Source organism: Streptomyces sp. TLI_185 (assembly GCF_003814765.1).
GTDB lineage: Bacteria > Actinomycetota > Actinomycetes > Streptomycetales > Streptomycetaceae > Streptomyces.
Window position 1 is genome coordinate 9,813,315 of the sequence record NZ_RKRB01000001.1, and the last position, 14,281, is coordinate 9,827,595.

A 14,281-nucleotide genomic window follows, 5' to 3' on the forward strand; every position below is an offset into this window, starting at 1 on the left:
GCGTTAAGACATGTTCGGCGCGTTTCGAGTGGGCACGCCCGATGACCTCCACGGAATGCTCACAGGGGCTGCGCAGGCGTCCCATACGCGCTGTAATTGCGGACGTGGTCAGTGAGGGCGCCGAGACACGCAGAACGAGAACTCTGCGCGCCGAAGGTGCCCTGAAAGCGCTCACCTCCGGTCCGGCCTCACCCGAGCGGGTGCGCCGGGTCCTGGAGCAGGCGCTCGTCTTCGCCGGGGCGGCGTTCGCCGGCGTGTACACGCCGGAGGAGGACGGTGACCTGCTGTGCCTGGTCGAGTCGGTGGGCGTTCCGAGGACGCTGTTCGGGCTGCGCGACAGCTACCCTCGCTCCGGCAGCTCCCCGGTGGCCGACAGCCACCGCTTGGGGAGCCCGGTGTGGCTCGGGCCCGAGGAACTCGCGGAGGACGCCGAGGCGCGGCGGACGCCGCCGCGGGACTTCCACCTGGCGGTGCTGCCCGCGCGCGGGGACGGAAACGGCGGCTGTCTGCTGGCCGTCGGCGAGCGGCCGGACGGCTTCGACACCGAGGACCGCAAGTGCCTGGAGCTGATCGCCGACGCCGTCGGCTGTCCCGCCCCCGCCCCCTCCGCCGAGGGCGGCGAGCTGCCGGCCAACGCGTTCAGCCTCGCCATGGACAGCGGCCGGGTGGAGGTCGGCGACGACATCCTGGGGCTGTTCGCCGTCACCCGCGCCGAGTTCGACGGCAGGGTCGAGACCCTGCTGGGCCTGACGGTCCCGGAGGACCTGCCCTCGCTGATGTCCGTGGTCGAGGCCGACCACATGTCCCTCGGCGACCGCGAGCTGGAGTTCCGGGTCCTGCAGCCCTCCGGCCCGCCCAAGTGGCTGCGGCTGCGCGGGCGTCTGCTGCCCGGCGGCGAGGGCCGGCCCGCCACGCTCGTCGGCACGGTCGCCGACGCCTCCAAACTGCGCTCCGAGGTCACCGACGTGGCCCGCGTCCAGCGCCTCGCCGCCATGCTCGCGACCGCCGGCACCGTCCGCGACGTCAGTCAGGCCGTCGTCTCCGCCCTGCGCAAGCCGCTTCAGGCCGACCGGATCGCGCTCGCCGAGCTGGAGGGCGACCGGCTCGTCGTCACGGTCCTCGAACCGGCCGATCCGGAATCCTGGCCCGAGCTGTGGCGCCTGGAGTGGCGCACCGAGTGGCCCGACGCGCCCGTGCGCGCCATGCCCACCCTGGCCGCCGCCCTGCGCGAGGGCCGGGCCCGCATCTGGCCCGCCGGCACCCCTCTGGAACCCGCCCTGGCCGAGGTCGGTCCCGGCGGACTCGCCGTGCTGCCGCTGCCCGCCGGCAACCGCATGGCCGGCGCCTGTCTGATCGGCTGGGACGCCCCGCACGACTTCGGCCCCGACGAGCGCGCCCTGCTCACCGCGTCCGCGGGCCTCGCGGGCCAGGCCCTGATGCGCGCCCACGCCTTCGACGCCGAACACGAACTCGTCGGCATGCTCCAGCGCCAGCTGCTGCCGCGCCGCCTGCCCAAGCTGCCCGGTGCGGTCGCCGTCGCCCGCTACCTGCCCACCACGGCGGGCCTCGAGGTCGGCGGCGACTGGTACGACGTGATCCCGCTGCCCGACAACCACGTCGCCCTCGTCATCGGCGACGTCCAGGGCCACAACGCGAGCGCCGCCACCCTCATGGGCCAGATGCGCACCGCGCTGCGCGCCTACGCCGTCGAGGGCCACCCGCCGGACGTGGTCGTCTCCCACGCAAACCGGCTCCTGACGGACATGGAGACCGACCTCTTCGCCACCTGCTGCTACGTCGACGTCGACATGGAGGAGGGCTCCGCCTGGTACGTCCGCGCAGGCCATCTGCCGCCGGTGCTGCGCCACCCGGACGGCAGCACCGAGGTGCCCGAGTCGGACGGCGGGCCGCCGCTCGGCGTCGTCGCCCAGGCCGACTTCCCGATGAGCGTGCTGCGGCTGCAGCCCGGCACGGTCGTCGCGCTCACCACGGACGGCCTCGTCGAGTCCGCCGAGGCCGACATCGACGACGGCATGGAGCGGCTGGCCCAGCAACTGTCCGTCTCCGACCCCGACCACCTCGGCCTGGTCGCCGACGCCCTCCTCGGCAACGCCCGGCGCAGCGACGACGTCGCCCTGCTCCTGCTGCGCTACGACGGCATGGCGCTGCGTCCGCTGCGCGACAGCTGGACGGTCTGGCGGGTGCCCGAGGCCGTCGGTCACACCCGTCGCTTCACCCGCCGCACCCTCCGGACCTGGGGCGTGACCCGCGACGACATGGATGCCGTACTCCTGGTCGTCTCCGAACTCGTCACCAACGCCCTGGTGCACACCGACGGCCAGGTCCGCCTCGACCTCACCCTGCTCGACAACCGGCTGCGTGTCTCGGTCGCCGACGCCTCGCCCCGCACCCCCGTGAAGCCGACCAGCATCGGCTGGGAGGCCACCGGCGGCCGCGGCATCCTCCTCGTGGAGGCCATGTCGGAGGCGTGGGGGACCGTGCCGGCCAGCGGCGGCAAGCAGGTGTGGGCGGAGCTCGGGCTCAGTTCGTGACGTTGGCGGTGATCAGGCGGAGGAGCTGTTTGGCCAGGGCGTCCTGCTCGGGGGTCAGGCCCATGGCGTCGCCGATGGCGAGGGGTACCTGGCCCGCCCTTTCCCGCAGCCGAGTGCCGGCCTCGGTGAGGCGGAGGGCGACCGACCGCTCGTCCTCGACGCGGCGTTCGCGGCGCAGCAGCCCGTTCGCCTCCAACCGCTTCAGCAGCGGGGACAGGGTGCTCGATTCCAGCTGGAGCGCGGCCCCCAGGTCACGTACGGAGATCGAGTCCTGTTCCCAGAGCACGAGCATGACCAGGTACTGCGGGTAGGTCAGGCCGAGTTCGTCCAGCAGCGGGCGGTAGCGCGCGGTGACGGCGCGGGAGGCGGCGTACAGGGCGAAGCAGAGCTGGTCGTCGAGGAGGAGCGAGCCCTCGCCCGGTTCGGCTGCGGCCGGTCCCACGGTGTGGCTCCCGGTTGCTGTCCTGTGCACGGCGATCACCAGCCTGTCGTTCGGGTCCGTCCGATTGTATCGGGCACCAATAGATGTTGAACATATTAGTTGTGCACGACTTAATAGCGCGCTACTCTCCATGGTGTGCCGCAGGGCGCGGCACCCGAACCGAGGAGGTCGTCATGACCGGCACCACCGCACCCCGCCCCGTCCTCGAACCCGCCGCCCGGGCCTTCGCCGAGGCCACCGCCAACCCGCCCTACCTGTTCGACCTCGGCCCGGCCGAAGGCCGCAAGACCGTCGACGAGGTGCAGTCCGGCGAGATCGAGAAGCCCGCGGTCGACGAGGAGTGGGTCACTGTCCCCGGTGGCCCCACCGGCCAGGTCCGCGCCCGCATCGTCCGCCCCGCCGGGGCCACCGGCGCCCTGCCGGTGATCGTCTACATCCACGGGGCGGGCTGGGTGTTCGGCAACGCCCACACCCACGACCGGCTGGTGCGCGAACTCGCCGTCGGCACCGGCGCCGCGGTCGTCTTCCCCGAGTACGACCTCTCGCCCGAAGCCCGCTATCCGGTTGCCATCGAGCAGAACTACGCGGTGGCGAAGTGGGTCGTCGAGCAGGGAGCGACCAAGGGCCTGGACGGCGCCCGCGTCGCGGTGGCCGGCGACTCCGTCGGCGGCAACATGACCGCCGCCCTGACCCTGATGGCCAAGCAGCGCGGCGACGTCCCGCTGGCCGCGCAGGTGCTGTTCTACCCGGTCACCGACGCGAGCTTCGACACGCCGTCCTACCACCAGTTCGCCGAGGGCTACTTCCTGCGCCGGGACGCCATGCAGTGGTTCTGGGACCAGTACACGACGGACGAGGCGGAGCGCGCCCAGATCACCGCGTCCCCGCTGCGGGCCTCCACCGAACAGCTCACGGGTCTGCCGCCCGCCCTCGTCATCACGGGTGAGGCCGACGTCCTGCGCGACGAGGGCGAGGCCTACGCGAACAAGCTGCGCGAGGCGGGCGTCCCGGTCACCGCGGTCCGATACCAGGGCATCATCCACGACTTCGTGATGCTCAACGCCCTGCGCGAGACCCACGCCGCGGAGGCTGCGATCAGCCAGGCGATCAGCACCCTTCGCGGGGCGCTGGGCACTGCCTGAGCGTCGAACTGGGGGCTGTGCGCGGCAGGTTCCCGTGCTCGCAGGCCGGATGAGGCGTTTGACCGGGGCGCCGAAGGGGACCCGGTCAGCGGGCACTGAAGCAGAAGGAAGATGAACTGCCGTGACGCCGCACACCACTGACAAGCTTGTGATCCGTCGACCGGAGACCGGTTGGGCGCGGGCCCGGCGGCTGCGGGGCAAGGGTGTCGTACGCACCTGCATTCCGGCGGTTCTCGAACAGGGCACCACCCGAACGGACCAGCCCGGCCCGGAGGGCAACATCGTGCGGGGCGAGGACTGACCGGGCCGTCGACCCGAACCGGGTGATTGGTCGCGATCCCTTCCAAAGGGATCGCGACTAAGGTGAAGCAGATGAAGGCTCTCGTGCTGTCCGGCGGCGCCGGTACCCGACTGAGGCCGATCACGCACACATCGGCCAAGCAGCTCGTCCCCGTGGCCAACAAGGCTGTTCTCTTCTACGGGTTGGAATCCATTGCCGCGGCCGGCATCACCGAGGTCGGCGTCATCGTGGGAGACACCGCCGAAGAAATCCAGGAAGCGGTCGGCGACGGATCCAAGTTCGGTCTGGAGATCACCTACATCCCCCAGGAGCGGCCCCTCGGGCTGGCCCATGCGGTACTGATCGCGCGGGACTGGCTCGGCGACGACGACTTCGTGATGTACCTGGGCGACAACTTCATCGTCGGGGGCATCAGCGCCCTCGTCGACGAGTTCCGCACCCACCGCCCCGACGCCCAGATCCTGCTCACCCAAGTGGCCGACCCGCGCGCCTTCGGCGTCGCCGAACTCGACTCCTCCGGCCAGGTGGTGGGCCTGGAGGAGAAGCCGGAGAACCCCAAGAGCGACCTCGCCCTGGTGGGCGTCTACCTGTTCACGCCCCTGATCCACGAGGCGGTGCGCGCCATCCGGCCGTCCTGGCGCGGCGAACTGGAGATCACCCACGCCATCCAGCACCTGATCGACAGCCGCGCCGACGTGCGCTGCACCGTCATCAAGGGCTACTGGAAGGACACCGGGAACGTCGTCGACATGCTGGAGGTCAACCGGACGGTCCTGGAGGCCCTCGACCGCCGGATCGACGGCGAGGTGGACGAGAGCTCCGAGACGATCGGGCGCGTGATCGTGGAGGAGGGTGCACGCGTCGTGAACTCGCGCATCGTCGGCCCCGTCGTGATCGGCGCCGGCACCGTCGTCGAGGACTCCTACGTGGGTCCCTTCACCTCCGTCGCGGAGAACTGCCGGATCACCGACAGCGAACTGGAGTTCTCCATCGTGCTGCGCGACTCCTCGATTCTCGGGGTGGGCCGGATCGAGAGCTCCCTGATCGGCCGGCATGTGGAGGTGACACCCGCCCCGAGTGTCCCCCGCGCCCACCGCCTGGTCCTCGGAGACCACAGCAAGGTGCAGATCCGGGCATGAACCTTCTCGTCACCGGCGCCGACAGACTCACCTACGCCGGCAACCTCGACAACCTCGATCTCGACCATCCCCGGCTGGAGTTCGTCCAGGGCGACATCCGTGACGCCGAACTCGTCGACAAGCGCATGACCGACGCGGACCAGGTGATGCATTTCGCCGCCGAGTCCCATGTGGACCGTTCGATCACGGGGGCGGGGGACTTCGTCCTGACCAACGTGGCGGGCACCCAGGCCCTCCTCGACGCCGCCCTGCGCCACCGGGTGGAACCCTTCGTGCACATCTCCACCGAAGAGGTCTACGGCTCCATCGACTCCGGCTCCTGGCCCGAGGGCCACCCGCTGCAGCCCACCTCGCCGTACTCCGCCTCCAAGGCCTCCTCCGACCTGCTCGCCCTCGCCTACCACCGCACCCACGGCCTGGACGTCCGCGTCACCCGCTGCTCCAACAACTACGGCCCGCACCAGTACCCCGAGAAGGTCATCCCGCTGTTCGTCACCAACCTCCTGGACGGCGTGAAGGTCCCGCTCTACGGCGAGGGCCTCAACGTCCGCGACTGGCTGCACGGAGGACCACTGCCAGGGCGTCGACCTCGTACGCACCAAGGGCCGCCCGGGGGAGGTGTACAACATCGGCGGCGGCACCGAACTGAGCAACAAGGCACTCACCGGCCTGCTGCTGGAGGCCTGCGGGGCCGACCGGGACCGGGTCGAGTACGTCGAGGACCGCAAGGGCCACGATCTGCGCTACTCGGTCGACCGGAGCAAGGCCCGCGAGGAGCTCGGTTACCGCCCGCGCCGCGACTTCGCCACCGGCCTCGCCGACACCGTCGCCTGGTACCGGGACAACCGCGCCTGGTGGGAGCCCCTGAAGCGGCGGTCCGCATGAGATGGCCGGTCACGGGGGCCGGGGGCATGCTCGGCCGCGACACGGTCGACGAACTGCTCCGGCGCAGCGCCGACGTTGTGGGGCTGGACCACACGGGCCTCGACGTCACCCAACAGGACGCCGTCGAGGGGTTGTTGGCCGGCCACCGCCCCGACCTGGTCGTCGACTGCGCCGCGTACACGGCCGTCGACGACGCCGAGACCGACGAGGAACGGCCCCTGCGGATCAACGGCGACGGGCCCCGCAATCTCGCCCGTGCCTGCGCGGTCCACGGCGCCCGCCTGATCCACGTGTCCACCGACTACGTGTTCGCGGGCGATGCTCGTACCCCGTATCCCGAGGATCATGCCACCGACCCGCGCACCGCTTACGGCCGCACCAGACTCGCCGGCGAGCGTGCCGTGGCCGCGGAGCCTTACACATCGAGCGCAATCGTGCGAACGGCTTGGCTCTACGGCGTCCACGGGCGTAGTTTCGTCCGCACGATGATCGACCTGGAGTCCCGCCATGACACCCTCGACGTCGTCGACGACCAGCGCGGGCAGCCCACGTGGAGCGCGGACGTCGCCGCACGCCTTGTCGACCTCGGCCCACACCTGGGCCGGGGTGCGAGCGGTGTCTTCCATGCCACCAGCTGCGGCGAGGCCTCCTGGTACGAGCTGGCCCGAGAGGTCTTCGCCGGCCTCGGCGCGGACCCCGACCGGGTGCGGCCCGTGGGCAGCGGGGCCTTCCCGCAGCCCGCGCCCCGCCCCGCGTACGGTGCCCTCGCCCACGGTCGTTGGCAGGAGCTGGGTCTGCCGCCGCTGCGCGACTGGCGATCCGCCCTGCACGAGGCACTTCCCCTTATCCGCAAGGAGTCTTCTTCGTGAAACGCCATGAATTCCTGCGGGGTCTGCACAAGGCCACCGCGAACCGCAACTACCTGGAGATCGGAGTCAACGACGGCCGCAGTCTCACGCTGTCCCGCGTCCCCAGCATCGCGGTCGACCCCGCGTTCAAGGTGGTCACGGAGATCCGGTGCGACGTCCACCTGGTGAAGGCCACCAGCGACGACTTCTTCGCCCGCGACAACCCCCTCGGCCACCTCAAGGGCGGCCGCCACCCCGTGCGCAACCTCCGCCGGGGCCGCAGCCCGCTCGGCTACTGGCGGCGCACCACGCTCGACCTCGCGTTCATCGACGGCATGCACCTGTTCGAGTACGCGCTGCGGGACTTCATCAACATCGAGAAGCACTCGGACTGGTCCAGCGTGATCGTCTTCGACGACATGCTGCCGCGCAGCATCGACGAGGCCGCCCGTGACCGGCACACCGACGCCTGGACCGGCGACGTCTACAAGATCATCGAGATCCTGAACCGCTACCGGCCCGATCTCGTGACCGTCCTCGTCGACACCCAGCCGACCGGCCAGCTGATCATCTTCGGCGCCGACCATGAGAGCACCGTGCTGAAGGACAAGTACGACGAGATCATGGCCGAGTTCGATGTGCCCGACCCGCAGAAGGTGCCCGAGGCGGTCCTGGAGCGGGTGAAGGCGGTCACGCCCGAGACCCTGCTGGGGGCGGACTTCTGGCGCCCCCTGGTCCGCGCACGCAACCGCGGCCTCAGCCGCTCCCGCGGCTGGGAACCGCTGCGCTCGGCCCTGGAGGGCCTGTCGGCCGGTCGCTGAACGGCCGGCCGCGCAACTCCTCGTAACGGGAGGTGCAGGCGTCGTACGACGGCAGGAGCCCGGTCCGCCGGGCCTCTGCCGGCGACGGCGCCTGAGCGTCCTTCGGCGGCAGCACCGGAGGGATGCCCTCGGGCCAGGCGATGCCCAGATCCGGGTCCAGGGGGTGCACGCCGTGCTCACGCCCCGGCGTGTACCCCGTCGGGCACAGGTAGACCACGGTGGCGTCGTCCGTCAGTGCCATGAAGGCATGCCCGAGGCCCTCCGCGAGGAACACGGCGTGCCGGGTGTCCTCGTCGAGGCGCACCGTCTCCCACTCGGCGAAGGCGGGCGAGCCCACGCGCAGGTCGACCACCACGTCGAGGATCGCGCCGGGCACGCAGGTGATGTACTTGGCCCGCCCGGGCGGCACGTCCGCGAAGTGCACCCCGCGCAGCACGCCTCAGCGGGAGACCGAGCCGTTGGCCTGTGCGAGCGAGAGGTCGTAGCCGGTGGCCTCGCGGAACCCTTCGCCGCGATACCACTCGTGAAAGCTGCCCGCTCGTCGGGGAAGAACTTCGGCTCCAGCGCCCACGCGCCCGCTATGCCCCGTGAGCGCCCGCTTTCACGCCTTTCCTGCCTTGGCTGCGCGGGATGCCGCGCGCCGTCTGAGGACCGCGGCGAGCGCACGCCGCGCCCTGCGGGCCAGCCGCCGTACCGCCGAGGGCCTGGGAGTCCGTACCACCTTGATCGAGTCCGGGTCCGCGCGCAGGGCGAGCGGCAGCGGGAGGAAGCGCGGCTCGGCGGCGTCCGGGGCCGCGCACAGGGCGGTCCGCCAGGTCGCCCCGCTGAGGTCGGCGACGGTCGGGGCGGCCTCCAGCAGGGCCCCGTCCCCGGCCGGGGACAGCGTGCCGGGCACGTCCACCGACCTGTCGGGTGAGGTCAGCCGCAGCAGTACGGCCGTCTCGGCCGGGACGTGCAGCGGCAGGGGCGCGCGCAGCCGGCCCCCGGAGACGCTCACGGCTTCGGGGTCGAGCCGGCCGAGGCCGAGGCGCTGGTTCGCCCGGTCGACGTCCAGGGAGAAATTGCCGTGCTGGTCGGTCCAGTACGGCAGGACCACCCGCCCGCCCACGACCGCCGCGGACGTGGCGGCACGGGCTTTGCGAGGGCCCGGGCCCACGCGCGACGTCTTGCTCCAGCCGCCCAGCCTGACGCGGGCGTACGTGTCCCACAGCCCGGCGCGCAGCGGCGAGCCGTCCACCGCGCCGGCCGGGTCGACGGTGGCCGTCGCACGCAGCACCAGCCGCACCTGCCCGCTGTCCTCGACCGGCACGATCTCCCGGGTGACCTCGACCAGCTGGAAGTACTGGGCGGCGCTCGAGCGCTCGCGCACCAGCAGGTCCACGGTGGCCTGTCCGAACCGGGCGACGGTGTCGGCTCCCACCCAGGCGACCGCCTCCTCGAGATCCGCGGGCGGGCCGTCCAGCGGGGTGCGGACCCCACCGCCGGGGAACGTCAGCGGCGCACCGCCCGCCGTGAGCTCTGCGACGAGGTCGAAGCGCAGCCTGCCGTCCTGCCACTCGACGGTCCCGGGCGAGGCGGAGAGGCCGAGCCCGGTCTCCCACTCGGCGAAGGCCACCACGTCGTCGTACCGGTCGGCGGCGACGAGCGCGGCCACGACCTGCTGCGTCGGCTGCAGTCCGGCGGCGACACCGGGGCCGAAGCGCTCGACGACGACCTGGCGGATCTCCTCGAACAGCTTGCGCCGGTAGTCGTCCGGCTTGGCGAGGAGACGGTTGCCGCGCAGCCGCTCCACCATCTCCACGCGCAGCCAGCGGCGGTGCAGACTGTCGCGCACGTCGCCCGGCTCGGTGTACTGCTCGACGACGTCCAGCGCCTCCCGCAGGTTCTTGAAGTACCCGACCGGGTCGAACTGTTGGAAGCCCGCGTTGGAGGAGTCGTCGCGCCGGAGGTGGTAGTAGCAGACGTAGTCGCCGATGACGGACACGTTGGCCGCGCGCAGATACGCCTCCGTCACGAAGACGTGGTCCTCCAGGCGCCGTCTGCCCTCGGGGAAGCGCAGGCCGATCTCGTCCAGGAAGGCCCGGCGGAACATCTTGTGCGGGGTGAGGCTGTCGATGAGCGGGGCGTTCCGCACGCTGGCCCGCGGCCGGTTGCGGCGGAACAGCTCCACCGGCACCCCGCGGCCCTGGCCGGCCATCTTGCCGACGACGACATCGGCGCCGTTGGCCACGCCGTAGCCGTACATCCGCTCCAGGGCCTCGTCGCCGAGGCGGTCGTCGTTGTCGACGAACATGACGTACTCGCCCTGGGAGGCGTCGATGCCGACGTTGCGGGGCTTGCCCGACCAGCCGGAGTTCTCCTGATGGATCACCCGGACCCGGGGCTCCTGTGCGGCAAGCGCATCGAGCCGGGCCGGGGTCTGGTCGGTGGAGCCGTCGTCGACGAAGATCACTTCGTACTCGTCGGGTGGCAGTGACTGCTTCAGCAACGAGGTGATGCAGTCCTCGATATAGGGCCCCGGGTTGTAGACGGGGACGATGACGCTGACCTTGACCGGCATCGGGCTTCCGAGCCCCCTCGGGTCGCTCGCCGAAAGTGTGGGTACGGGTGGCCAGATGCTATCTCCGCCGGGGGGTTCGTCCCACTCTGGGCCTGCCTGGAGATCGTTTCTACGAGCCGGATCAGTCGTGCGTCTTGGCCAGCAGCTCCAGGATCTCGGCCGTGGTGCCCGTCTCGCCCAGCCGCGGGAAGATCCGCTCGACGCTGCCCCGGTGGGCCTCGGGGTCCATGTCGCTCATGGCGTCGGTGGCGAGTGTGACGTGGTAGCCGTGCTCGTGCGCCGCGCGGGCGGTGGACTCCACGCCGATGCTGGTGGCGATGCCCGTCAGCACCATCTGCGTGACGCCGCGGCGGCGCAACTGGACATCGAGACCGGTGCCGTGGAAGGCACCCCAGTTTCGCTTGGTGACGGTGATGTCGCCGGGATGACCGGCCAGTTCGGCGACCACGACGTCCCAGCCCTCGGGGAAGGCGCCGGCCGGACGGGAGGCCTCGGTGCGGCCGGGGACCGTGTCCGCTCCGTCGGCGGCGAAGGAGACCCGGACCAGCACCACGGGCAGACCGCGGGCACGGAAGGCGTCGGCGAGTTCGACCGTACGGGTGACGACGTCGGCGCCGGTGTGCGGCTGGACGGGCGCGGCGACTATGCCGGCCTGGAGGTCGATCACCACGAGGGCGGTGCGCGGGTCGAGGGCGGTGACGGTCACGGATCAGGCCTTTCGCTGCGGACGAGGGTGTCGAGTGAACGGTCGGGAAGAGTGGACGCGAGGAGCAGCGCCGATCCGGCGAGCATGAACACGGCCAGGTCGTGCATCCCGGAGGTGTCGGCGCGGTGGGGGAAGAAGGTCGCGTTCGCGGCGGACGCGGCCAGCGCGCCGAGGTAGCCGAAGGTGCGCAGCAGCCCGGCGGCCGAGGCGGTGCGGGCCGGCTCGGCCTGGCGGTACAGGGCCGTCTGGATGGCGAGTCCGAGGAGGCCCTGCGGCACGCCCATCACTGCTCCGACGAGAAGCAGCGCCCATATCGGGGTTCCGGAGCCGACCAGCAGCAGCGTGGTGCAGCCGGCCATCTGCACGAGGCTGCCGACGACGAGCTTGGTCCGTACGGCCTCCCGGCGACCGGTGACGGCGGAGACCGCGAGCCCGGTGGCCGACAGCGACAGCAGCACCAGTCCCGCGGTCGCGGCGTGCAGGGAGCGTCCCTCCTCCAGCCACTGGGTGAAGCCATACATGAAGGCGTACGCGGTCGTGTAGGCGAGCAACTGGCGCACATACGTGACGATCAGCGGGATGTTGCCGCCGAGGACGCGCAGGTCGACGAACGGGTCGGGCACCCGCAGCTCCCGCACCGCGAAACCCGCCATGGCCACGGCGGACAGGACCGGCAGACACCACCGATCGAGCCGCGGGCCCGTCAGGAACACCATCAGGGAGACCAGCATGACCGCGAACAACGCCATGCCGGGCAGGTCGACACCGCCTCCCCGGCCCGGCGGCCGCACGGGCGTCCTCGGCAGACGGCGCGTTCCGAGGACCAGACAGACCAGGGACAGCGGCACGTTGACGGTGAAGACGACCCGCCAGCCACCGAGGCCGATCAGCAGACCGCCGAGGGCGGGACCGATCACGGCCACGACCTGGTTGGCCATGGCGAGCGCGGTCAGTACCCCCGCCGGGCTGTCCCGGCCTGTGCGCTCGGCCTCGCTCCGCGTCAGCTGCATGGCCGCCGGATAGGCCGCCGACGTCCCGAAACCGAGCAGCACGCGCGCGCCGATCAGTGCACCCAGCGAGGGAGCGAGCGCGCCGAGGAGCCCGGCGATCCCCACCAGACCCGTACCGATCAGATACAGGCGGCGCGGCCCGTACATGTCCACGAGCCGCCCGACGACCGGCTGGCCCACCGCGGTGGCCAGGTACAGGGCCGAGACCAGCCACACCGTCTCGGCCGGCGGCGCACCGAAGGCGACGCCGATCGGCACCAACGCCACCGCGATCATCGAGGAGTTGACCGGGTTGAGTACCGAACCGAGCAGCATCGGCGCGATCAGTCGCCGGTCGAACTCGGTGGGGGAGGGGCGGGCGGTCCGCGCGCCGCCCCCGATGCCGGGTAGCCGGGGTATCACGGCTGCGTGAGCCGTTCCAGCAGCGCCAGTCCCTCGAGGACCGTCCGTCGTTCGTCCTCGGTGTAGCGGTCCTGCAGCGCCCGGGCCAGCCATTCCTCACGCGCCTGCCGGTCGCCCTCGACCCGCAGACGGCCCGCGTCGGTCAGGGTGACGAGCTGCCGGCGGCCGTCGTCGGGGTCGGGGCTGCGCCGGATCAGCCCCTGCCGGTCCAGCGCGGCGAGCGTGGTCGCCATCGACTGCGGCCGCACACCCTCCGCCACGGCCAGCGCGCTGGCCGTGGCGGCCCCGTGCTTGGCCACCAGGGTGAGCGCGGAGACCTGGGGCGGCGTGAGCTCGTCGTCCTCCGCGACCTCCCTGATGCGGCGCCGCAGTCGACTGAACACGACCCGCAGATCGCGCGCCGCACGGGCGGCGGAGTCGCCGATGCCCTCGGGAGGGTCGATGGCCTGTGCATCCATGCGTTGACCATAAAACCGTAAGGTGAAACTGTCCAGTTCAGACTGAACAGTGTTTCCTGTAGACCTCATGTTGAGCCTGTCAACTCGGCTTGTTTCCAAGCCCGTTGGACTACCGTGTGCGTCGACAGAGGAACGGCGGCGAGGGGAGCGGATCCGTATGCACGAGCATCCGACAGGCGGAATCGCGCCGGTCGACTCCTCCGTGGCGCACCCCGCGCGCGTCTACAACGCCTGGCTGGGCGGCCGGGACAACTACCTCGCCGACCAGGAGGCGGCCGAGCTGGCCGCCGCCGCCAATCCGCAGATCGTCCCGGCCGTCCGGGCCAACAGGGCCTTCCTCGGACGTGCCGTGCGCGAGCTGACCGCGCAGGCCGGAATCCGCCAGTTCCTCGACATCGGCACGGGCATCCCCACGGCGGACAACACCCACGAGGTGGCCCAGCGCCTCGACCCCCGAGCCCGGGTGGTCTACGTCGACAACGACCCGGTCGTCCTGGCCCACGCCAGGGCGCTGCTCGTCGGCACCCCGGAAGGAGCGACGGACTACCTGGAGGCCGACCTGCGCCACGTCGACCGCATTCTCGCGGCGGCACAGGAGACGCTGGACCTGTCGCAGCCCGTGGCGCTCATGCTGGTCGCGATCCTGCAGTACGTCCCCGACGCGGACGACCCCTACGCCCTCACCCGGCGCCTCCTCGACGCTCTCGCCCCCGGCAGCCACCTCGTCGTCTCCCACCCCGCCGCGGACATCGGCGCCGAGGCGGTCGCCGCGTCGATGCGCGTGTACAACGAACGGGCCGCCGACCACGCCGGTGCGACACCTCGCACCCATGCCGAGGTCACCCGCTTCTTCGCCGGAACGGACCTGCTCGCCCCCGGCGTCGTCGAACTCCCCGACTGGCGCCCCGGCCCCGGGGACGGCCCGGCACCCGGCCTGCCCATGTGGTGCGGCGTCGGCCGCAAACCCTGAGCGACGCACCGGGCGGCTCACCCTGCGGCGCGGGCGCCCTCTCTA

Annotated in this window: 11 protein-coding genes and 3 pseudogenes; 8 read left to right on the top strand and 6 right to left on the bottom strand. The window is 71.6% G+C overall.

Annotation, left to right across the window (positions count from 1 at the left end; all coding sequences use genetic code 11):
* Nucleotides 1-104: 104 nt before the first annotated feature.
* Nucleotides 105-2,552, top strand: coding sequence for a SpoIIE family protein phosphatase (locus tag EDD92_RS45075; protein ID WP_260327192.1), 2,448 nt, complete (start codon nucleotides 105-107; stop codon nucleotides 2,550-2,552).
* On the opposite strand, the gene EDD92_RS45080 is transcribed toward EDD92_RS45075, so the two are convergent.
* Nucleotides 2,542-2,994, bottom strand: coding sequence for a MarR family winged helix-turn-helix transcriptional regulator (locus tag EDD92_RS45080; RefSeq protein ID WP_260327193.1), 453 nt, complete (start codon nucleotides 2,992-2,994; stop codon nucleotides 2,542-2,544). The genes EDD92_RS45075 and EDD92_RS45080 overlap by 11 nt on opposite strands.
* 173 nt (nucleotides 2,995-3,167) lie before the next feature.
* Here EDD92_RS45080 and EDD92_RS45085 point away from each other — a divergent pair, with 173 nt between their 5' ends.
* The 6 genes and pseudogenes from EDD92_RS45085 (at nucleotide 3,168) to EDD92_RS45110 (ending at nucleotide 8,130) form a co-directional block, all read left to right on the top strand.
* On the top strand, nucleotides 3,168-4,136 hold the full coding sequence (locus EDD92_RS45085) for an alpha/beta hydrolase (RefSeq protein ID WP_123969619.1): 969 nt from the start codon (nucleotides 3,168-3,170) through the stop codon (nucleotides 4,134-4,136).
* A 121-nt stretch (nucleotides 4,137-4,257) separates the two neighbouring features.
* Complete coding sequence (locus tag EDD92_RS45090; protein ID WP_123969620.1) at nucleotides 4,258-4,437, top strand: hypothetical protein; 180 nt, start codon at nucleotides 4,258-4,260, stop codon at nucleotides 4,435-4,437.
* Between the two features lie 71 nt (nucleotides 4,438-4,508).
* The gene (locus tag EDD92_RS45095) at nucleotides 4,509-5,576 is read left to right on the top strand and encodes a glucose-1-phosphate thymidylyltransferase (protein ID WP_123969621.1); all 1,068 of its coding nucleotides are present in this window, start codon (nucleotides 4,509-4,511) and stop codon (nucleotides 5,574-5,576) included.
* A gap of 8 nt (nucleotides 5,577-5,584) precedes the next feature.
* A pseudogene (gene rfbB / locus EDD92_RS45100) lies at nucleotides 5,585-6,461 on the top strand (dTDP-glucose 4,6-dehydratase); the annotation flags it as partial.
* A 68-nt stretch (nucleotides 6,462-6,529) separates the two neighbouring features.
* A pseudogene (gene rfbD / locus EDD92_RS45105) lies at nucleotides 6,530-7,330 on the top strand (dTDP-4-dehydrorhamnose reductase); the annotation flags it as partial.
* Nucleotides 7,327-8,130: a class I SAM-dependent methyltransferase gene (locus EDD92_RS45110; RefSeq protein ID WP_123969623.1), complete on the top strand. Its 804-nt coding sequence runs from the start codon at nucleotides 7,327-7,329 to the stop codon at nucleotides 8,128-8,130. The pseudogene rfbD and the gene EDD92_RS45110, both read left to right, overlap by 4 nt.
* Here the strand turns inward: EDD92_RS45110 and EDD92_RS45115 are convergent.
* From EDD92_RS45115 to EDD92_RS45135, 5 genes and pseudogenes are all read right to left on the bottom strand, one after another.
* A pseudogene (locus EDD92_RS45115) lies at nucleotides 8,066-8,712 on the bottom strand (dTDP-4-dehydrorhamnose 3,5-epimerase family protein). The gene EDD92_RS45110 and the pseudogene EDD92_RS45115 overlap by 65 nt on opposite strands.
* Before the next feature lie 19 nt (nucleotides 8,713-8,731).
* A complete protein-coding gene (locus tag EDD92_RS45120; RefSeq protein ID WP_123969624.1) occupies nucleotides 8,732-10,690 on the bottom strand; it encodes a glycosyltransferase family 2 protein in 1,959 nt (652 codons plus the stop codon).
* Between the two features lie 121 nt (nucleotides 10,691-10,811).
* Nucleotides 10,812-11,396 carry a hydrolase gene (locus EDD92_RS45125; protein WP_123969625.1) on the bottom strand — a complete coding sequence of 195 codons (585 nt, stop codon included), beginning with the start codon at nucleotides 11,394-11,396 and terminating at the stop codon, nucleotides 10,812-10,814.
* Complete coding sequence (locus EDD92_RS45130; RefSeq protein ID WP_260327381.1) at nucleotides 11,393-12,805, bottom strand: MFS transporter; 1,413 nt, start codon at nucleotides 12,803-12,805, stop codon at nucleotides 11,393-11,395. The genes EDD92_RS45125 and EDD92_RS45130 overlap by 4 nt, the downstream gene beginning before the upstream one ends.
* Nucleotides 12,805-13,266: a MarR family winged helix-turn-helix transcriptional regulator gene (locus tag EDD92_RS45135; protein ID WP_123969627.1), complete on the bottom strand. Its 462-nt coding sequence runs from the start codon at nucleotides 13,264-13,266 to the stop codon at nucleotides 12,805-12,807. Before EDD92_RS45135 ends, EDD92_RS45130 begins: the two co-directional genes overlap by 1 nt.
* 157 nt (nucleotides 13,267-13,423) lie before the next feature.
* Between EDD92_RS45135 and EDD92_RS45140 the strand changes: the two genes are divergently transcribed.
* Entirely contained in the window at nucleotides 13,424-14,236 is an 813-nt protein-coding gene (locus tag EDD92_RS45140) for an SAM-dependent methyltransferase (protein ID WP_123969628.1), read from the top strand.
* Nucleotides 14,237-14,281: the final 45 nt, after the last annotated feature.